Raw genomic sequence first — 20,255 nt, 5'->3', positions numbered from 1 at the left:
CGGTCGTTCGCGATAACGCGTAGCCAGGCTGAACGCGTTCTCTGCGCGATTTTCGCGAGCAAGCTCGCTCCTACAGTGGGGGCGGTGTTGATAAGGAAAAACTGTGATAACCACCCAAGCCTACCCGACCATCCGGGCTATCCAGCGCGATGCCTGGAATGACTGTTTCCCCGGTGCCCTGGAGGACTGGGACTACTACCTGGCCGTGGAAAACGCCGCGATCGATGACTTCCAGTGGCGTTACCTGGCCGTCTACGAAGATCAAGCGCTGGTGGCCGTGGCGCCCGCGTTCATTACCCATTATCGCCTTGACACCACGGTGTCCGGAGCCGGCAAGCGCTTGACCGAGCGCTTGCAACGCCTGTGGCCGGGTGCCTTGCAGTTGGCCCTGTACGCGATCGGCTCGCCGGTGGCCGAGCGGTGTGACGCGGGGATCGCCAGCCACGTGCCCGCGGGGCGCAGGCCCCTGTTGCTTCAGCAATTGCTCATCGCCGCGCGGCGCGATGCCGACGGGTTCGGCATCGGCCTGCTGGCGGTCAAGGACGCACCGACCAACGATGCGCACTGGGCCGAGAGTTGTCGCGCCGCAGGCTTTCAAAGCATGCCGAGCCTGCCCTCCGGCGTGCTGCCGGTGCCCTATGGTTCGGTGGAGGCTTACCTGGGCTCGCTGGGCAAATCCACGCGCAAAGACCTGCGCCGCAAACTGCGTGCGCCGGGGCCACGGGTGGAGTGGCGGCACAACATCGATGATGTGCTGCCCGAGGTCATGCGCCTCTATGAAGCCACGCTCACGCGCGCGGACTTGCAGTTCGAACGCCTGCCCGCCGGTTACTTCACGGGGATTCTTGAGCAACTGCAAGCGCGTGCGGTGTGTGTTCTTTACTGGGTGGACGAGCACCTGGTGGCGTTCAACCTGATCCTGCTCGACGAGCATCGGCTGATCGACAAGTTTTTCGGGCATGACATCGCGTTCAGCCGTGAATACAACCTGTACTTTCGCAGTTGGCTGACCAATGTCGACTACTGTATTCAACACAATATTGCGCTGTACGAATGCGGCCAGGCCGGTTATGCCAGTAAACTGCGCCTGGGTTGCGAGTTCCAGGGCAACAGCCTGTTTTTCCGCCACCGCAATCGGCTGGTCAACAGCCTGCTCAAGCTTGTAAAACTGTTTATCCGACCGGACCGTTCCGACCCTGCCATGGCTGCTGCGATAAGCGAAACCTGATGATTACCAAGACCCGCCAGAAAGCCCGCCCCTTTGCCATTTCGCGCTGGAGCGTGCAGCGCAAGCTGGTGCTGGCCTTCTGGCTGGTCAGCGTGATTCCGACCATGATCGCGGCGGAACTGGCCGCCACCACGCTGTCGCAGATTTTCGACAGCAACGTGCGTATCTGGCTGCAGGAGTCGACCAAGATCGTCAAGGACGAGATCGGCGACATCCTTCACGATAACGCGCGCATGGCCAAGCTGTTCCTGCGCTACACCAGCCCACCCTCATCCAGGCAGGCTGAACGGCATGACCAGCTCACCGCCGACATCGCCAGCGCCACCGACATCGATGTGGTGGCACTGATTCGCACCAGCGACCGCAAGGTGCTGTTCAGCACCGCCGCCGACGATATCGTCAAGCAAATCAGCCTGACCAGCAACGCGGTGCTGCAGACCGTACAGGTGGCCGGCGTGAGCACAGGCCTGGTGGTGTCGACCTTCGAGACCACCCGCGATGGGGTCGATTATCTGCTGCTGGTGGCGACTTACCTGGACAGCAGTTTCCTCACCAGCGTGGCCGATGTGCATTCCCTTGACCTGCGTTTGTACCTGGCCAACCCGGCGGGGTTTTCCGAGATATTCTCGACTCAGCGCTTTGAAAATCACCCGTCGCGCATTCCCAAAGACGTCGAAGCCGAGCTGCGCAGCACCCGGCAGCCGAGCGAGCAGTTCACCAATCAGTACAGCGGCTTGTACTGGCCGATATTCAACGACGCCGGCGAGCTGCAAGGCGTGATCTTCAGCGGCCTGCTGCGCCACACGAGCCTGGTGGGGCTGGTGAACCAGAGCAATTTGTTCGTGCTGATTTTCCTCGTCAGCTCGGCGCTGTCGCTGGCTGCGGGCATGTGGGTGTCGCGACGCCTGACCCAGCCGCTGCGCGACTTGTCCCAGGGCGTGAATGCGGTGATCTCCGGCAACTACACTCACCGCGTGGTGGTCAGCGGCGGCGACGAGCTGGCGCAACTGAGCAGCACGTTCAACCACATGACTGAACGGCTGGGCGAATTGCATCATCTGGAAGCGCAGCTACGCCGGCGTGATCGCCTGCATGCCCTGGGTGAAGTCGCCATGGGCCTGGCCCATGAAATCCGCAACCCATTGGGCATCATCAAGACCGCCACCCAACTGTTGCACCGTCGCGCCGACCTGCCGGACACCGACAAGCGCCACCTGGAGTACGTCATCAGCGAGGTCAGCCGGATCAACGAACTGATCACCGAATTCCTCGATTTCGCCAAGCCCAATCCGCCGATGCGCGTCCTGCAACCGGCACGCGCGCTGGTGGAGGAAATCCTCGGTTTCTGCGGCCCGGAGTTGAGTACCCACAACATCGACGCCCAGATTGACGACCAGGCGCCCGACGCCACGATCTACGCGGACGCCAAGCAGCTCAAGCAGGCCTGTCTCAACCTGATTCTCAACGCCATCGACGCGATGCCCGAAGGCGGGCGCCTCACCCTGGGTATCCGCAGCGCGGGCGACAATACCGTGATCAGCATCGCTGATACCGGCGAGGGCATCCCGGCGGGTATGGTCGAGCGCATCTTCACTCCGTTTGTCACCACCAAGGCCTCGGGCACCGGCCTGGGTCTGGCCAAAGTCTATTCGATCATGGAAAGTCACGACGCCAGCATCGAGTGCGTCACCGAGAAAGATGCTGGCGCCACCTTCAACCTGTACATTCCAGCTAACGGTGAAGACGACGGCGAGGGTGAGGACGGGCATGACGCATAACGTATTGGTGGTCGACGACGAGCCCAAGCTCTGTGACCTGCTGTCGTCCGCCCTGGGCCAGAACGGCATCCAGGTGTTCACGGCCGGCAATGGCCTGCATGCGCTCAAAGTGCTGGAGCAGGAGGACATCGACCTCGTCATCAGCGACTGGCGCATGCCGGGCATGGACGGGCCGGCGTTGCTGGCCGAGATCAAGCAGCGTTATCCAAACGTGCCGGTGATCGTGATGACGGCCTACAGCACGGTGAAAAATGCCGTGCAGTCGATGCGCAATGGCGCCTACGACTACATCGCCAAGCCGTTCGATATCGACGAGCTCGACATCACCGTGGCCAAGGCCCTGCAGTTTCGCGACATCATGCGCGATAACGCACGCCTGCGCGCCGAGCTGGATGAACACGCCCAGTTCGACAGCCTGGTGGGCGACAGCCCGGCGTTTCGCAAAGTGCTGCAAGCGGTGGACTCGGTGCGCGACAGCAGCGCAACCATCCTGCTGACCGGCGAAAGCGGTACCGGCAAGGAAATGGTCGCCCGCGCCATTCACAAGCACGGCAGCCGTGCCGACCAGCCGTTCGTGGCGGTCAATTGCGCGGCGATTCCTGAAGGTTTGCTGGAAAGCGAGATGTTCGGTCATCGCAAAGGCGCGTTCACCGGCGCCGTGGCCGACCGGGTAGGGCGCTTCATGCAGGCCGACAAGGGCACGCTGTTCCTTGATGAAGTCGGTGATATGCCGTTGGCCTTGCAGGCCAAGATCCTGCGCGCCTTGCAGGAACGGGTTATCGAACCGGTGGGCGACCCCCGCGAGCGCAAGGTGGACGTGCGGGTGATCGCCGCCACCAACAAGAACCTGCTGGACGCAGTGGCCAACAAGGAGTTTCGCGAAGACCTGTATTACCGCCTGAATGTCTTCCCGATTCCTCTGCCGGCCCTGCGCGAGCGTGTGGAAGATATCGCGCCCCTGGCCCGGCATTTCGCTCGCACCCTCAGCGCGACCGCCGGCAAACGCATCAGCGGGTTCAGCCCCGAAGCCTTGCAGGCCATGGCGGCGTATCACTGGCCGGGCAATATCCGCGAGCTGCAAAATTGCGTGGAGCGGGCAACCATTGTGGCGGCTTCGCCGGTGATCGAAGATATTGATTTGCCGGGGTATCTGTTCGCCTCCAGGCCCGCCGAGGCTGGCGCGGCGGCAATCCTGAGTGATGGGCCGGGTGTACCGCAGGACCTGGATGCGGCGCTGGCGGAGGTGGAGAAGGCATATATTCTGGCGGCCTTGCAGGAGAGCAACGGGGTACAGGCTGCGGCTGCGGCGAAGATCGGGATCTCGGAGAGGAGCTTCTGGTATCGCCTGAAGAAGCTGGGCATCCAAGTCGACAAAATAGTCCGCTGACACAGCGTGGTTAACATGTGGGAGGGGGCTTGCCCCCTCCCACATTTTTAACTGCGGTGTGTCAGGTGTGGAGGCGTACCCACACGCTGACCAGCACCGTTGCCGCCATCAACCAAGCGACTGCCGCGACTGCCAGCGACGCTTCCAACCGCATCCGATCCACCATCACATACAACGTCGCCAGATACACAAAGTACGGAATGATCGACCACATCCCGAACAGTATCGTGGTTTTCAGGTCCTCCACCGAGCGGCCCTTGCCGACGATGTAGTGAGCAATCAGCGCAAAGGTGGGAAACAGCGGCACCAGGCCTGCGATGTAATAATTTTTGGTCTTGGCCAGCGCCGCCAATATCAGCACTACCGCCGCGCCAAGCGCGGCTTTCAAGAATAGATCCATCAGTGACTCAACCCGTATTTCTTGACCTTGTCGAACAGCGTGGTCTTGGCCATCCCCAGTTCCTGGCTGGCCTGGGTCAGGTTGCCGCCGCTGCGTTGCAGGGCATCGTTGAGCAGGTTGCGCTCGAAGGCTTCCACCGCCTCGGTGAAGGCCAGGCCTTGGGTGCTGCCGCCCGTGCCGCTTTTCTTGAACGCGGGCAGGCCCAGGGCGAAGCGTTCGGCGACGTTGCGCAGTTCGCGCACGTTGCCCGGCCAGTCGTGGCTCATCAGGCCCGACAGCGTCTGGTTGTCCAGCTCCGGCGCGGTGCGATCGAAGCGCAGTGAGGATTGCTGCAGGAAGTGTTCGAACAACTGCAGGATGTCTTCACGGCGCTCGCGCAGGGGCGGCAGTTCCAGGGTGACCACATTGAGCCGGTAGTACAGGTCGCTGCGGAACTGGCTGGCGCGGCTCAGTTCGTCGAGGTCGGACTTGGTGGCGGCGATCACCCGGCAGTCTACGGCCACGCTCTGGTTCGAACCCAGGCGCTCGAGGGTACGTTCCTGCAGCACCCGCAGCAGTTTGATCTGCAGGTTGATCGGCATGCTTTCCACTTCATCGAGAAACAGCGTGCCCTCATGGGCGTGCTCGATCTTGCCGATGCGGCGCTTGCCGGCGCCCGTGAAGGCGTTGGCTTCGTGGCCGAATATCTCGCTTTCGAACAGGTTCTCCGGCAGCCCACCGCAGTTCAGTGCGACGAACGGATGGGAATGGCGCCGGCTGAAATCATGCAGGCAACGCGCGACCAATTCCTTGCCGGTGCCGGTTTCGCCTTCGATCAGCACGTTGGCCGAGGTGTCGGCGACGTTGGCGATCAGTTCGCGCAGGTTCTGCATCGCCGGCGAACGCCCGATGATGCGACCCTCCAGTGAGTCGCGCTCGGCCAGTTGGCGGCGCAGCGACCAGACTTCCCGCGCCAGTGCGCGCTGCTCCAGGGCGCGACGGGCAACATCCACCAGGCGCTCGGGGGAGAAGGGTTTTTCCATGAAGTCGTAGGCGCCGTTGCGCATGGCGCCGACAGCCATGGAGATGTCGCCATGCCCGGTGATCAGCACCACCGGCAGGCTTTTATCCAGCGCTTTGAGGCGGGTCAGCAGCTCCAGCCCATCGATGCCCGGCAGGCGGATATCGCTGATGACAATGCCGGCGAAGTTCTCGCCGATGTGCGTCAAGGCTTCTTCGGCGCTGCCCACGCCAACGCTGGGAATGTCTTCCAGCGCCAGGGCTTGCTGGCAACCCAGCAGCACATGGGGGTCATCTTCGACGATCAGGACAGTGAGGTCTTGGGCTTGCATATTCATGTCGACTCAACTTTTTCGGCGCCCGCCAACGGCAGGTTCAGGACAAACGCGGTACCACCACTGGCCGGATGTTCCACCGCCAGGCTACCGCCGGTGGCCGCCGCGAGGCTCGCAGACAAGGTAAGGCCCAGGCCCAGGCCTTGCTCGCCGGGTTTGGTGGTAAAGAACGGCTCGAACAGATGCTTGCGGGCCTCGGGATCGATGCCGTGGCCATTATCGCGCACCCTCAAGCGATATTTGCCCTCGGCGCTCTGGCCTTCGAGCCACAGTTGCGGCGCCGGTTGCGCCTGCATCGCGTCGAGGGCGTTGCCGATCAGGTTGACCAGAATCTGCTCCAGGCGCGTCTGGTCGATCTGCAATTGGGCATTGGCGAACTCACGGTGCACGGCCAGCGGCACGCTGTCCAGACGCGCGCCGAGCACCTGGAACGCGGCGTCCACGGCCTTGGCCAGGCTTGCCTCGCCCTGGTCGTCACCGCGCCGGGCAAACGAGCGCAGGCTGGCGGTGATGCGGCCCATGCGGTCGATCAGTTCGTTGATGGTCTTGAGGTTGGCGCTCGCGGTGTCCAGGGCCCCGCGTTCGAGGAAGCGCACGGTGTTGCCGGACAGGGTGCGCAGCGCGGCCAGGGGTTGGTTCAATTCGTGGGCGATGCTGGTGGACATCTGGCCGATCGCCGCGAGTTTGCCGGCCTGCACCAGCTCGTCCTGGGCGTGGCGCAAGGTCTCTTCGGCCTGGCGCCGTTCGCGGATCTGGCCCTTGAGGCGATCGTTGCTGGCGCGCAGGTCGGCGGTGCGTTCGGCAATCCGTCGCTCCAACTGGCTGTTGGCTTCCTGCAGGGCTTCCCGCGCGGCGAGGCGGGTGGCGATGACCTTGCGCCGCTCGTTCCAGGCAATCAGCAAAAACGCGACCAGGCCGAACGCGACGGCGACCAGAATGCCCTGGTTGATCGCGGCGCGGCGCAGCTCATTGAGCGGGGTGAGCAGGGTGAAATTCCACGGCGTGTCGTTCAAGGGACGGGTTTGCGCCAGGTAGCTGACTTCGTGCTTGTCGCTGACCACTTCGCTGTTGGCCGGGAAGGTCAGCTTTTCGCTGCCTTCGTTCAAGCGCTCGCGGGCCAGGGGTTCCAGCGCGTTCAGGGTCGCCCAGTAATATTGCAGGCTGTGAGCCAGTCGGTCCCTGGTGTCATCACTCAGGGGGCGCACCGCCTTGAGGCGGCGGGCCGGGTCGCTGGACAGGATAATGATGCCGTTTTCGTCGCTGACAAAAGCTTCGAGGCGCGCGCGCTGCCAGCGTTCCTCAAGCGCTTCCAGGCGGACCTTGACCACGGCGACGCCGATGATCTTGCCGTGCTCTTCCAGGCCGTGGGCCAGGTAATAGCCGGGTTCGCCGTTGGTGCTGCCGATGCCGTAGAAACGACCGGGTTGGCCGCGTACGGCGTTCTGGAAATAGGCGCGAAAGGACAAGTCTTCACCCTGGTAACTGTCGGCGTCGCGCCAGTTACTGGTGGCCAGCACCCGACCGGTCGTGTCCATGACGTAGATGGCTCGGCTGCGGCTGCGGCGGTTCAGGCCTTCGAGGTAATCGTTGACGGTCTTGCGGGTTTCCTGGTTGGGATTGGCCAGGAGCAGGGAAACACTGGATTCCAGCTCGAGCAGGCTGGGGAGGTAGGTGTACTTGCTCAGTTCGCTTTCGACGGTGCGGGCATGCAGCTCCAGCTGGCGTCCGCCATTGTCGCTGAGGGTGCGGATGCCGTAGTACTCACTGACCCAGAAGCCGATATAACCCAGGCCGATCATCAGGGCGATGATCAACGGCGGCAGGAACAGTTGGCGTATCAGACGAGGCTTCACGGCAAGTGATGGCGGCGCGGCGCGATATTGAGTGGGGTCGCATTTCATCACAGATGCCTTGGGTCAACCAGCGCTGCCAGCCTGTGCAGTCCAGTGTGGGAGGGGGCTTGCCCCCGATAGCAGTGTGTCAGTCGGTACATCTGTTACTGATCCACCGCTATCGGGGGCAAGCCCCCTCCCACATTGACCACTGTTTCTACAGTGGAGGCGGTTTATTGCTTAGTGCTGCAGGATTTTCTCAAGGAAGTGCTGTGCACGTTCGGAGCGGGCGCTGATGTCGCCGAAGAACTCTTCTTTCGGGCAGTCTTCGATGATCTTGCCGGCGTCCATGAAGATCACGCGGTCGGCCACTTTGCGCGCAAAGCCCATTTCGTGGGTCACGCACATCATGGTCATGCCTTCGTGGGCCAGTTGCACCATCACGTCGAGCACTTCGTTGACCATTTCCGGGTCCAGCGCCGAGGTCGGCTCGTCGAACAGCATGACGATCGGGTCCATGGCCAGGGCGCGGGCAATCGCCACACGTTGCTGCTGGCCGCCGGAGAGTTGGCCAGGATGTTTGTGGGCGTGTGCCGACAGGCCCACGCGCTCAAGCAGTTGCAGACCCTTCTGGGTGGCTTCTTCCTTGCTGCGGCCCAGCACCTTGATCTGCGCGATGGTCAGGTTTTCGGTGATGGTCAGGTGCGGGAACAACTCGAAGTGCTGGAACACCATGCCCACGCGCGAGCGCAGTTTCGGCAGGTTGGTCTTCGGGTCGGCAATCGAGGTGCCGTCCACGACTACGTCGCCCTTCTGGAACGGTTCCAGCGCGTTGACGCACTTGATCAGGGTCGATTTGCCCGAGCCCGACGGCCCGCACACCACGATCACTTCACCTTTTTTAACCTCGGTGCTGCAGTCGGTCAGCACCTGGAAGTCGCCATACCACTTGTTGATGTTCTTGATAGAGATCATACGGCAAACCTTTTTTGCAGACGCTTGACCAGCAGCGAGGCGGAAAAGCTGATGATGAAGTAGACGACACCGGCGAAGATCAGGAACTCATTGGAGCGGCCGATGATGTCGCCGTTGGAGCGGGCGGAGTTGAGGAAATCCACCAGGCCCACGGTGTAGACCAGCGAAGTGTCCTGGAACAGGATGATCGACTGTTGCAGCAGCAACGGCGTCATCTTGCGGAACGCCTGGGGCAGGATGATCAGGCGCATGGTCTGGCCGTAGGTCATGCCCATTGCCTGAGCGGCGGCCATCTGTCCCTTGGGGATCGACTGCACGCCGGCCCGTACGATTTCACAGAAGTACGCGGCTTCGAACATCATGAACGCCACGACGCAGGAGGTGAACGCGCCGATCGGCGTGTCTTCGCCGGTGATCCAGCGCAGCACGAACGGCACCGCCAGGTAGAACCAGGTGATGACCAGCAGCAGCGGGATCGAACGGAAGTAGTTCACATAGGCGCCGGCCACGCGGGACAACAGCTTGCTGGACGACAGGCGCATCAGCGCGAGGATCGTGCCCAGGACGATGCCGCCGACCACGCCCATGACCATCAACTGCAAGGTCATGACCATGCCGTTCCACAGGCCCGGGATCGCGGGGATGATGCCGCTGAAATCGAAGTCCATTATTTACCCCCCACGGAGATCAGGCCGGGCACTGCGACTTTCTTCTCGACCACGCGCATCAGCAGCATCAGGCTCATGTTCAGGGTGAAGTAGATCAGCGTGGCCAGGGTGAAGGCTTCAAACAGGTTGGCCGAAAACTCGGCGGTCTGCTTGGTTTGCGCCAGCAGTTCCATCAAGCCGATCAAGGACGCCACGGAGGAGTTCTTGAACACGTTGAGGAATTCCGAGGTAAGCGGCGGGATGATGATGCGATAAGCCTGGGGCAGCAGCACGTTCCAGTAGATCTGCGGCAGCTTGAAGCCCATGGCGCGGGCTGCGGCTTCCTGGCCACGGGGCAGCGCCTGGATGCCGGTGCGCACTTGTTCACACACACGGGCGGCGGTGAACAGGCCCAGGCATACGACGACGCTCAGGTAGGCCGAGGTGGTCGGGTTGAGGTCTTGCTTGTACCAGTCCTGCAGGTTCTGCGGCAGCAGGTCGGGTACCAGGAAGTACCAGATAAACAGCTGAACCAGCAGCGGCACGTTACGAAACAGTTCCACGTAGCAGGTCGCGATGCCCGATACGAGGCGGTTCGGTACGGTGCGCATGACCCCCAGAATGGAGCCCAGCAACAAGGCGATAATCCATGCCACGACAGCGATGGCGATGGTCCAGCCCAGGCCGGCGATGTACCAGTCGAGATAGGTCTCGCTGCCAACGCCGGTGGACTTGAAGAACACGCCCCAGTCCCAGTTGTAATTCATTAGGGTCTCCCCCGAAATCGATCGATGTACAAGCACCCGCTTGGGGAATGCCATTTCCCACCTGACGTTGAACGCCAGGCACACACGATCGGCTCGAAAACCGCCAGGTCGAGTGTTCCAAGTTAAAGCCAGCAGGTAGTAACAGACGCCTGAGGGAGGGTTGGCTCCCTCAGGAGATAAGCTTAGTCAGGTATCAGATTTTTACTTCAGGCGCTGGTTTGTCGCTTGGGTTGGCGATCAGCTCCTTGACCTTGTCGCTCATCGGGAAGTTCAGGTTCAGGCCTTTCGGTGGGATCGGGCTTTCGAACCATTTGGCGTAGATCTTGTTGATCTCACCGGACTTGTACAGGGCGACGATGGCGTCATCCACGGCTTTCTTGAAGTCCGGGTCGCCTTTGCGAACCATGCAGGCATAGGCTTCAAACGACTGCGGAGTACCGGTGATGACCCAGTCGTCCGGCTTCTTGGCCTTGGCTTCTTCACCGGCCAGCAGGGCGTCGTCCATCATGAACGCGACGGCACGGCCGCTTTCGAGCATCTGGAAGGATTCGCCGTGGTCTTTGGCGGAGATAACGTTCATGCCCATCTGCTTGTCGGCGTTCATCGCCTTGATGATGCGCTCGGACGTGGTGCCGGCGGTGGTCACGACATTTTTGCCTTTCAGGTCAGCAAAGTCAGCGTAGGACGGCTTGCCTTCCTTGTCTTTCTTGACCAGCAGACGGGTGCCGATTTCGAAGATGTTGACGGTGAAGTCGACTTGCTGGGCGCGTTCGGCGTTGTTGGTGGTGGAGCCGCATTCGAGATCCGCGGTGCCGTTCTGGATCAGCGGGATACGGGTTTGCGAGGTCACCAGGTTGTACTTGGCTTTAAGGTCGGGTTTGTTCAGGTCTTTTTTCAGTTGTTCAACGACGGCCAACTGAATGTCGTGGGAGTAGCCCACAGGCTTGCCCGAGGCATCCGCGATGTAGGAAAACGGGATGGAGCTGTCGCGGTGAGCGAGAGTGATAGTGCCGGAGTCGTTGATTTTCTTCAGCGTGCCGGTGAGTTCGGCGGCGAAAACTGGAGTGCTGATCAGAGCAGCAGCGATAGCTGCGCCCAGGATATGGGGAACGATGCGCATCAATACTTCCTCGACATTTGTTTTTTTTATGAAGCCAGCTAAACGGCTCTGTTGTGCAGCGAATGCCTTGACGGCTCCTGAAGCGTGTCAGGCAATCGTCAGGAAGTGTAGAGCATGAGTCGTGCCATACCGCAAATAAAAGATTAAGTGCATGATTTATATGAGTATTAACTTTGTATGACGGTTGCGGTTTGCTTCCTGGATACGGCTAACCGAATAGAGAGACTGTATAGCGTTCGGAAAACCGAATCTCAAGCCTGCTGACGGTAGGAGCGAGCTTGCTCGCGAAGAACGCAAAAGCACCGCGGTTATTCTGGATAAACGCGGCGCTTTCGGGTCTTTCGCGAGCAAGCTCGCTCCTACGGTGTCGGGAGGGTGTCAGGCCGCTTCGATCTTGCTGCGGTTCTGTTCAACCTTGGACAGGTAGCGTTGCAGGTTGTCCTGTTCCGCCGCCGTGGTGAACAGGCCCAGCTTGGTACGGCGCCACAGCACGTCCTGAGGCTGCGTCACCCATTCTTCAGCGCACAGGTAATCGACTTCACGGGTGTAGAGCCCGCCTCCCAGGTGCTCACCCAGATCAGCCAGGGTCTGCACCCCTTCGAGCAGGCGCCAGGTGCGGCTGCCGTAGGTGGTCGACCAGCGACGGGCGATCTCGCTCGGCACCCAGTCGAACTTGCTGCGAATGGCCTCGGCCAAGGCTTCTGGCGTGCTCATGTCTTCGCCGCCGGGCAAGCTGGCCTTGGCGGTCCAGCTGGGGCGCATTTGCGTGAAGTACGGCGCCAGTTGCGCCATGGCCGATTCCGCCAGCTTGCGATACGTGGTCAGCTTGCCGCCGAACACCGACAGGATCGGAGCCTCGCCGGCAGCGCCGGACAGCGACAGGGTGTAGTCGCGGGTAATGGCCGACGGGTTATCCGATTCGTCGTTGCACAACGGGCGTACGCCCGAGTAGGTGTGGACGATATCGTCACGGCTCAGCTGTTTCTTGAAGTGCGCGTTGACCACCTTGAGCATGTAGTCGGTTTCACCTTCGGTGATCGCAACTGCAGCCGGGTCGCCGGTGTATTCACGGTCGGTAGTGCCGATGATGGTCAGGTGATTCAGGTACGGAATAGTGAAGACGATGCGCTGGTCCTCGTTCTGCAAAATGTGCGCATGCGCCCCTTCGTAGAGTTTCGGCACGATCAGGTGGCTGCCCTGGATCAGGCGGATACCGTAAGGCGAATCCAGCTTCAGATCCTCCTTGATGAACTTGGCGACCCACGGGCCTGCAGCGTTTACCAACGCCCGGGCGCGGATCGAGAACAGGCTGCCATCGGCGCGCTCCATGTTCATTTCCCACAGGCCGTTACTGCGGTGTGCGCTGATGCAGCGGGTCTGGGTGTGGATATGGGCGCCTTTCTCACGTGCGGCCATGGCGTTGAGCACCACGAGGCGGGCGTCGTCGACCCAGCAGTCGGAGTATTCGAAGCCTTTGGTGATTTCGCTTTTCAGCGGGCTGTCGGCACCGAACTTGAGGCTTTTGGAGCCGGCCAGTTTCTCGCGCTTGCCCAAGTGGTCATACAGGAACAGGCCGGCACGAATCATCCAGGCCGGGCGCAGGTGCGGACGGTGCGGCAGCACGAAGCGCATCTGCTTGACGATGTGCGGGGCCTTCGCCAGCAGCACTTCACGCTCGGCCAGGGCTTCGCGTACCAGACGGAACTCGTAATGCTCCAGGTAGCGCAGGCCACCGTGGATCAGCTTGCTGCTGGCGGAGGAGGTGTGGCTGGCCAGGTCGTCCTTTTCGCAAAGGAATACCGACAAACCGCGACCGGCTGCGTCTGCTGCAATGCCGACGCCATTGATCCCGCCGCCGATAACGGCGACATCATAGACTTCGGCAAGCGGTGGGGCAGGCAAGGTAGAAGGGTTCATCGGCTTGGCCTCGCGATCTTTTCGTATTGGAATTCGAACATTAATGTTCATTTGCGAAAATGGTAGCTGATAAACGCGGGCACAGCCAGCCGACTTCGATTGAAAAAACTCATCGAAGCGCGGGAAAAGGAAAATTTGTGAACATGAGCCGGGGGAAGGCGCAAGAAACTGAGGGCCGGATAAATCGCCATCGGGGGCAAGCCCCCTCCCACACTCGGATGTGCGACGCCATTGAAATGTGGGAGGGGGCTTGCCCCCGATGGGGACCGGCCAGGCGCTAAACGACTTCCAGACGAACCTTATGCTCATTCAGCACTTGCACCAGCGCCGGCACCGGCTGCTGGTCCGTCACCAGGCAATCCACCAGGCTGATCGGCCCCAAACGAATCATGGCATTGCGCCCGAATTTGCTGGAGTCCGCCGCCAGGATCACTTGCCGCGCATTGGCGATAATCGCCTGGGAGACCCGCACTTCCTGATAGTCGAAGTCGAGCAGGCTGCCATCTTCATCGATGCCGCTGATACCCACCAGCGCAAAGTCGACCTTGAACTGGTTGATGAAATCGACGCTGGCCTGGCCAACCACACCGCCGTCGCGACGCACATTGCCGCCGGTCAGCAGTACGTCGAAGTCGTCCTTGGCACTGAGCATGGTGGCGACGTTGAGATTGTTGGTGATGATTTTGAGGTGATGGTGATTGAGCAACGCCCGGGCGATGGATTCGGTGGTGGTGCCGATATTGATGAACAACGAAGCGTGATCGGGAATCTGCGCCGCGATGGCTTCGCCGATACGCTGCTTTTCATCGCGCATCTGGTCGGCTCGCATGGCGTACGCGGTGTTCTCGACGCTGGAGTCATAGGCCGCGCCGCCGTGGTAGCGGCGCAGCAGATTGGCGTCCGCCAGCTGGTTGATATCGCGGCGGATGGTTTGCGGGGTGACAACGAACAGCTGCGCCATTTCCTCGATACTGACGTAGCCGCGTTCGCGGACCAGTTCGAGGATTTGTTGTTGGCGGGGAGGCAGATTCATGGGGCGTCCTTTGGGCTGCCATACAAAAGTGGCCCATGATGACGCAGGAATCCGCTCCCTGCCAGTTACAACCTGACGTTGGCTTATTCAGCGCCTTCGTGCGGCTCCCAGTCACGGGTGCGGCTGACCGCTTTTTGCCAGCCGGCGTAGAGTTTCTCTTTGGAAGCCTCATCCAGCTGCGGTTCGAACTCGCGCTCGATCACCGCCTTGCCGCGCAACTCGTCCAGGCTGCCCCAGAAGCCGCATGCCAAGCCTGCCAGGTAGGCCGCGCCCAATGCGGTGGTCTCGCGCATTTGTGGGCGCTCGACCTGGGTGCCGAGGATGTCGGCCTGGAACTGCATCAGGAAATTGTTGGCCACCGCACCGCCGTCCACGCGCAACGCTTTGAGGCGTTCGCCGGAGTCCTGTTGCATGGCGTCGAGCACGTCACGGGTCTGGTAGGCAATCGACTCCAGCGCTGCGCGAATAATGTGGTCCACGCGTACGCCACGGGTCAGGCCGAACAGTGCGCCACGGGCATACGGGTCCCAGTACGGCGCGCCCAGGCCGGTGAACGCGGGCACCAGGTACACGCCGTTGCTGTCCTTGACCTTGCCGGCGAAGTATTCGGTATCGGTGGCATCGGCGATGATCTTCAGTTCGTCACGCAACCACTGCACGGTGGAGCCGCCGTTGAATACCGCGCCTTCCAGGGCATAAGCCACTTCGCCACGGGGGCCGCAGGCGATGGTGGTGAGCATGCCGTGCTTGGATTTCACCGCTTTGTCGCCGGTGTTCATCAGCAGGAAGCAACCGGTGCCGTAGGTGTTCTTGGCTTGACCGGCTTCGACGCACATCTGGCCGAACAGTGCAGCCTGTTGGTCACCCGCGATGCCGCCGATGGCGATGCCGCTTTTGGTACGGCCATAGATTTCCGAGGAAGACTTCACTTGCGGCAGCATTTCGCGCGGTACGTCGAGGATCTCCAGCATCTTCGCATCCCACTCCAGCGTGTGGATGTTGAAGAGCATGGTGCGCGAGGCGTTGGTGTAGTCGGTGACGTGGGTCTTGCCGCCGGTAAATTTCCAGATCAGCCAGCTGTCGATGGTGCCGAACAGCAGTTCACCGTTACGCGCACGCTCGCGGCTGCCTTCGACGTTGTCGAGGATCCACTTGAGCTTGGTGCCGGAGAAGTACGGGTCGGTGACCAGGCCGGTGGTGTCATTGATGTATTGCTCGTGGCCGTCGCGTTTGAGCTGCTGGCAGATCTCGGTGCTACGGCGGCATTGCCAGACGATCGCGTTGTAGATCGGGCGGCCGGTGACTTTGTCCCACACGACGGTGGTTTCACGCTGGTTGGTGATGCCGATGGCGGCGACCTGGTCATGGTGCAGGCCGGCCTGCGCCAGCGCTTCGACCATCACCGCGCTCTGGGTCGCGAAAATTTCCATCGGGTCATGCTCGACCCAGCCCGCTTGCGGGTAATGCTGAGTGAATTCACGCTGGGCGGTGCAGACCACGTTGGCGTCGCGATCGAAGATGATCGCGCGGGAACTGGTGGTGCCCTGATCAAGGGCAATGATGTAGTTCTTATTCTGAATGTCGGTCATGTCGATTGCCTTGGACGGAAAATAAGGAAGTAAGGAATCAGCCGGGTCCGCAAAGAGGCAGTGCGGGCCAGGCCGGCGGTATCAGGAAATACGCGTCTTGCCGTTGACAGCCGTGTCAGTTGTTTCTTCAGCAATAGCAGGTGCGGCGCTCGGCAGATGACGGGCAATCAGCCCGCGATACGCGGCAGCGCCAAGGCATGCACCGACAATCGGCGCGAAAATAGGTACCAGGAAGTAAGGAATATCGCGGCCGCCAGTAAAGGCCATTTCACCCCAGCCGGCGAAAAAGGTCATCAGCTTGGGCCCGAAATCCCGCGCCGGGTTCATCGCAAAGCCGGTCAACGGCCCCATGGCGCTGCCAATCACGGCGATCAACAGGCCGATCAGCAGCGGAGCCAACGGACCGCGTGGCAGGCCATTGTTATCGTCCGTCAGGGCCATGATCACGCCCATCAGAATTGCCGTGATGACCATTTCCACCAGGAATGCCTGGGCCGTACTCAGCAGTGCATGAGGATAGGTGGAAAACACCGAGGCCAATTCCAGGCTGGCCTGGGAGCCACGCACCATGTGGTGAGTTTGTTCGTAATCGAAAAAAAGATTGCTATAGAGCGTGTACACCAGCGCGGCGGAACAGAAGGCCCCGGCGATTTGGGCGAGGATATAGAAGGGCAGTTTGCGTTTTTCGAAGTCGGCGAAAATACACAGGGCGATACTCACCGCCGGATTGAGGTGAGCCCCGGAGATACCGGCACTCAGGTAGATCGCCATGCTGACGCCGATGCCCCAGATGATGCTGATTTCCCATAAGCCAAAGCTCGCACCCGCGACCTTGAGCGCAGCGACGCATCCGGTACCGAAGAAGATCAGCAGCGCAGTGCCGAGGAATTCGGCCATGCATTGGCTCGAAAGTGAAGGCTGTTGAAGAGCAGTTGTCATGGAAAACCTCAGTTGTTGTTCTTGTCTGGCGCACCGTCTCAACGGGCGGTTGCGCGATTTTCACCGTGACGAGGATCCCCATCCTGCGCCACGGCTTACTGCTCGAGTACTGGGGAGCTATTCCTACAGTATTCGGAAACGAAAAAATATAGACAAGAATGACCGCTGTCAAAGGTCGAAAGTGAACGGTAGGTCATTTCATAACTATTGGTAGGGTGAATGATCATGGGGTGGGCCAGGTATCCGTGCGCGTAAACGACTGCGCTAGAGCGTTTTGTGCGAGCTTGGCCTAGAATTGAGCGTCAGTTTGCACTCTCGGAGCCCACATGACCCCTGCCCTGGACTTGTTGAAAAAAGTTCGCGCCGAACATCGTATCCATAGTTATGAACATGATCCCAAGGCGGCGTCGTACGGCCTGGAGGCCGCGGAAAAATTGGGCCTCGACCCGGCGCAGGTGTTCAAGACGTTGCTGGCCAGCAGTGAGAAGGGCGAATTGCTGGTGGCCGTCGTGCCGGTCGTCGGAAGTCTGGATCTCAAAGCCCTGGCGAATGCGGCAGGCGTGAAAAAAGTCGAAATGGCCGACCCGGCGGCCGCGCAGCGTTCCACCGGGTATCTATTGGGCGGTATCAGCCCCTTGGGGCAAAAGAAGCGATTGCGCACGTTCATCGATGTGACGGCGCAGCCGTTTGCGACGATTTTCGTCAGTGCTGGCCGGCGCGGGCTTGAAGTCGAGCTGCCGGCCGGTGTGTTGGCTGAACATACCCAAGCGAAGTTCGCGCCGATTGGCAGGGCCTGATGATCAGCCCTGTAGAGATCAAAATGTGGGAGGGGGCTTGCCCCCGATAGCGCTGGGTCAATCAGCTTATCTGTAGCTGACCCACTGCAATCGGGGGTAAGCCCCCTCCCACATGTTCAAGCCGGTTTCGCCAGCTGGCTGCTTACGCCTGGAACAGCACCAGGTGCTCGGCAGCCACTCGAATGCCCACATCCGCGCCGACCTGCTGATCGACATGGCTGGGAAAAATCGACTCCAACTGCGCGCCCGTCGCAAGTTGCAGGCGGTATAGCGTTGATGCGCCGAGGAAGGTCTTGCCGACAATCCGCGCTTTCAGCGCACTGTTCGGTGCGTAGACGATGTCATCCGGTCGCAGCAATACATCCACCGCGCCACCGGTCGGCCAGGTATAGGCACGGTTGCCACGCAGTTCGCCCAGCTCGGTGCTGACGGACTCCGGCGAGCTCAATTGGCCGCGAATGAAGTAGCCCTGGCCGATAAAGCTGGCCACATAAGGCGTCTGCGGCTCGTGATAGAGGTTGTAGGGCGTATCCCATTGCTCAAGACGACCCTCCTTGAAAACGCCCACATGGTCGCTGACGGCGAAGGCTTCCTCCTGATCATGGGTGACCAGGATCGCACTGGTGCCGCGCGCCTTGAGAATGTCGCGCACTTCATGGCTGAGCTTGCGCCGCAGTTCGCCATCCAGGTTGGAAAAGGGTTCGTCCAGCAGCAGCAGTTGCGGTTCCGGCGCCAAGGCGCGGGCGAGGGCAACGCGTTGTTGCTGTCCACCGGATAGCTCGTGGGGGAAGCGTTTGCCCAGGTCTTTGAGGTTGACCAGTTCCAGCAACTCGGCGACCACGCGGTCTTTGTGCGGGTGCTTGCGGATACCGAAGGCGATGTTGTCGGCCACGCTCAAATGAGGAAACAACGCGTAATCCTGGAACACCATGCCGATACGACGTTTCTCCGGTGCCAGTGTGAAACCGGCACTGGAGATCACTTCGCCCGCCAGGCTGATTTCGCCTTCGTGCACCGGCTCAAAACCGGCAATGGCGCGCAGGGTGGTGGTCTTGCCGCAGCCCGAGGAGCCGAGCAGGCAGCCGATGTCACCCGCGTTGAGGTGCAAGTTGAGGTTCTGCACCACTCGTTGATCTTGATAGCCGCATGCCAGATTGCGCAGGTTCAGCAGTAATGGCTGGCTCATGCGTGGTGATACGACGGCGGGACGAGAAATTCGAGCAGGGCCTTTTGCGCATGCAGACGGTTTTCGGCCTGGTCCCAGGCGACCGAGCGCGGGTCGTCGAGCAGGTCGAGGCTGATTTCCTCGCCACGGTGGGCGGGGAGGCAGTGCATGAACAACACGTCCGGCGCGGCCAGGTCGAGCAGGGCGCGGGTCACCTGGAATGGCGCGAACAGGGCCAGGCGCTTGGCGGTTTCATCTTCCTGGCCCATGGAGGTCCAGACGTCGGTGCTGACCAGATGGGCGCCGACCACCGCATCCTTCGGATCGCGCAGCAGTTGCACGCGGCCATCAGCCTTGGCCATGAACTCGGCGGCGGGTTCGTAACCCTCGGGGCAGGCGATGCGCAGGTGGAAGTCGAACTGGATGGCGGCTTCTATATAGCTGTTGCACATATTGTTGCCGTCGCCGACCCAGGCCACGGTCTTGCCCTGGATCGAGCCGCGGTGTTCGAGGAAGGTTTGCATGTCGGCCAGCAACTGGCACGGGTGCAGGTCATCGGACAGGCCGTTGATCACCGGCACGCGCGAGTTGGCGGCAAACTCGGTCAGGGTGCTGTGGGCGAAGGTACGGATCATCACGGCATCGAGCATGCGCGACATGACGATGGCGCAATCGCTGATCGGCTCGCCACGGCCCAATTGGGTATCGCGTGGCGACAGGAAGATAGCCTGGCCACCCAGCTGAATCATGCCGGCTTCGAAGGACAGGCGGGTGCGAGTCGAGGACTTCTCGAAAATCATCCCGAGCACGCGATTTTTCAAAGGCTCAAACAGTACGCCGCGGTTACGCAGGTCTTTAAGCTCAATGCCTCGACGGATCACGCTGACCAGCTCTTCGGGCGTGCAATCCATCAGGGAGAGAAAGTGCCTTGCGCTCATCATTAACTACCTTTTTGCAACAGACCGCAGATACTCAAAGCCTTGTTTATTGTGACAACGGGCGAGACCTGCGGCGAAAGCCGCACGGGGCGACGAAATAGGGGAAGGCGCGATATTGACATTAAATGTCGCGTCTTACCAATAGGCTACGGTTTTTAGAGGTGTTCAAGCAGGGCGCCTAAGCGCGTTTGAAGACGGTTTCCTGACAGCAGCGGCCCATTTGTACACTGGCCCCGAGACGTTTGGCAATGCGCAGAGGCGCCCGCGGGCCCGGTGTATCGGATTACAGCGCCTGTAGGAGGGTTTCTGAAACATTTACTAACGTTTAGCCATGTCCTGGCCTATAGCCGCCGATTCACCGCGCGAACGTTGCTGGCGCACCGCGTGGGCGCGGCCCATAGTTGAACAA

At 60.9% G+C, this 20,255-nt stretch carries 17 protein-coding genes; 4 read left to right on the top strand and 13 right to left on the bottom strand.

Translation table 11 applies throughout. The annotated features are described in order from the left end of the window. Nucleotides 1–103: 103 nt before the first annotated feature. The 3 genes from CIB54_RS08325 to CIB54_RS08315 are packed head-to-tail and all read left to right on the top strand — an operon-like array spanning nucleotide 104 to nucleotide 4,393. Nucleotides 104–1,228, top strand: coding sequence for a GNAT family N-acetyltransferase (locus CIB54_RS08325; RefSeq protein WP_101219459.1), 1,125 nt, complete (start codon nucleotides 104–106; stop codon nucleotides 1,226–1,228). After that, on the top strand, nucleotides 1,228–3,006 hold the full coding sequence (locus tag CIB54_RS08320) for a sensor histidine kinase (RefSeq protein ID WP_065951798.1): 1,779 nt from the start codon (nucleotides 1,228–1,230) through the stop codon (nucleotides 3,004–3,006). The genes CIB54_RS08325 and CIB54_RS08320 overlap by 1 nt, the downstream gene beginning before the upstream one ends. After that, entirely contained in the window at nucleotides 2,996–4,393 is a 1,398-nt protein-coding gene (locus CIB54_RS08315; RefSeq protein ID WP_065951799.1) for a sigma-54-dependent transcriptional regulator, read from the top strand. The genes CIB54_RS08320 and CIB54_RS08315 overlap by 11 nt, the downstream gene beginning before the upstream one ends. A 61-nt stretch (nucleotides 4,394–4,454) precedes the next feature. Here CIB54_RS08315 and CIB54_RS08310 read toward each other — a convergent pair whose 3' ends face one another. From CIB54_RS08310 to CIB54_RS08260, 11 genes are all read right to left on the bottom strand, one after another. Next, nucleotides 4,455–4,793 (bottom strand): GlpM family protein, encoded by a 339-nt coding sequence (locus CIB54_RS08310; protein WP_101219457.1) that lies wholly within the window; start codon nucleotides 4,791–4,793, stop codon nucleotides 4,455–4,457. Continuing rightward, nucleotides 4,793–6,130, bottom strand: a complete 1,338-nt coding sequence (locus tag CIB54_RS08305) for a two-component response regulator AauR (RefSeq protein ID WP_101219455.1) — start codon at nucleotides 6,128–6,130, stop codon at nucleotides 4,793–4,795. The genes CIB54_RS08310 and CIB54_RS08305 overlap by 1 nt, the downstream gene beginning before the upstream one ends. Further along, on the bottom strand, nucleotides 6,127–8,028 hold the full coding sequence (locus CIB54_RS08300; protein WP_065951802.1) for a two-component sensor histidine kinase AauS: 1,902 nt from the start codon (nucleotides 8,026–8,028) through the stop codon (nucleotides 6,127–6,129). The genes CIB54_RS08305 and CIB54_RS08300 overlap by 4 nt, the downstream gene beginning before the upstream one ends. A 171-nt stretch (nucleotides 8,029–8,199) precedes the next feature. Further along, on the bottom strand, nucleotides 8,200–8,934 hold the full coding sequence (locus tag CIB54_RS08295) for an amino acid ABC transporter ATP-binding protein (RefSeq protein WP_065885987.1): 735 nt from the start codon (nucleotides 8,932–8,934) through the stop codon (nucleotides 8,200–8,202). Then, complete coding sequence (locus tag CIB54_RS08290; RefSeq protein WP_025856886.1) at nucleotides 8,931–9,602, bottom strand: amino acid ABC transporter permease; 672 nt, start codon at nucleotides 9,600–9,602, stop codon at nucleotides 8,931–8,933. Before CIB54_RS08290 ends, CIB54_RS08295 begins: the two co-directional genes overlap by 4 nt. After that, nucleotides 9,602–10,348 (bottom strand): amino acid ABC transporter permease, encoded by a 747-nt coding sequence (locus tag CIB54_RS08285; protein WP_065951803.1) that lies wholly within the window; start codon nucleotides 10,346–10,348, stop codon nucleotides 9,602–9,604. Before CIB54_RS08285 ends, CIB54_RS08290 begins: the two co-directional genes overlap by 1 nt. A 193-nt stretch (nucleotides 10,349–10,541) precedes the next feature. Beyond that, entirely contained in the window at nucleotides 10,542–11,468 is a 927-nt protein-coding gene (locus tag CIB54_RS08280; protein WP_101219453.1) for a glutamate/aspartate ABC transporter substrate-binding protein, read from the bottom strand. Nucleotides 11,469–11,846: 378 nt separating this feature from the next. Then, on the bottom strand, nucleotides 11,847–13,385 hold the full coding sequence (gene glpD / locus CIB54_RS08275) for a glycerol-3-phosphate dehydrogenase (protein ID WP_101219451.1): 1,539 nt from the start codon (nucleotides 13,383–13,385) through the stop codon (nucleotides 11,847–11,849). 277 nt (nucleotides 13,386–13,662) lie between these two features. After that, entirely contained in the window at nucleotides 13,663–14,418 is a 756-nt protein-coding gene (locus CIB54_RS08270; protein ID WP_057724781.1) for a DeoR/GlpR family transcriptional regulator, read from the bottom strand. A gap of 83 nt (nucleotides 14,419–14,501) precedes the next feature. Continuing rightward, the gene (gene glpK / locus CIB54_RS08265) at nucleotides 14,502–16,007 is read right to left on the bottom strand and encodes a glycerol kinase GlpK (protein ID WP_101219449.1); all 1,506 of its coding nucleotides are present in this window, start codon (nucleotides 16,005–16,007) and stop codon (nucleotides 14,502–14,504) included. 81 nt (nucleotides 16,008–16,088) lie between these two features. Next, on the bottom strand, nucleotides 16,089–16,946 hold the full coding sequence (locus tag CIB54_RS08260; protein WP_101219447.1) for an MIP/aquaporin family protein: 858 nt from the start codon (nucleotides 16,944–16,946) through the stop codon (nucleotides 16,089–16,091). A gap of 326 nt (nucleotides 16,947–17,272) precedes the next feature. On the opposite strand from CIB54_RS08260, the gene ybaK reads away from it, so the two are divergent. After that, nucleotides 17,273–17,743 (top strand): Cys-tRNA(Pro) deacylase, encoded by a 471-nt coding sequence (ybaK, locus tag CIB54_RS08255; RefSeq protein ID WP_065951808.1) that lies wholly within the window; start codon nucleotides 17,273–17,275, stop codon nucleotides 17,741–17,743. 142 nt (nucleotides 17,744–17,885) lie between these two features. Here the strand turns inward: ybaK and CIB54_RS08250 are convergent, their stop codons facing one another. Then, nucleotides 17,886–18,929, bottom strand: a complete 1,044-nt coding sequence (locus CIB54_RS08250) for an ABC transporter ATP-binding protein (RefSeq protein ID WP_065951809.1) — start codon at nucleotides 18,927–18,929, stop codon at nucleotides 17,886–17,888. Further along, the gene (gene argF / locus CIB54_RS08245) at nucleotides 18,926–19,846 is read right to left on the bottom strand and encodes an ornithine carbamoyltransferase (RefSeq protein ID WP_101219445.1); all 921 of its coding nucleotides are present in this window, start codon (nucleotides 19,844–19,846) and stop codon (nucleotides 18,926–18,928) included. Before argF ends, CIB54_RS08250 begins: the two co-directional genes overlap by 4 nt. Nucleotides 19,847–20,255 lie beyond the last annotated feature (409 nt).

Source organism: Pseudomonas fluorescens (assembly GCF_002837185.1).
GTDB lineage: Bacteria > Pseudomonadota > Gammaproteobacteria > Pseudomonadales > Pseudomonadaceae > Aquipseudomonas > Aquipseudomonas fluorescens_AM.
Note: the sequence above shows the minus strand (reverse complement) of the source record. Positions and strands in the feature narration are given on the sequence as shown.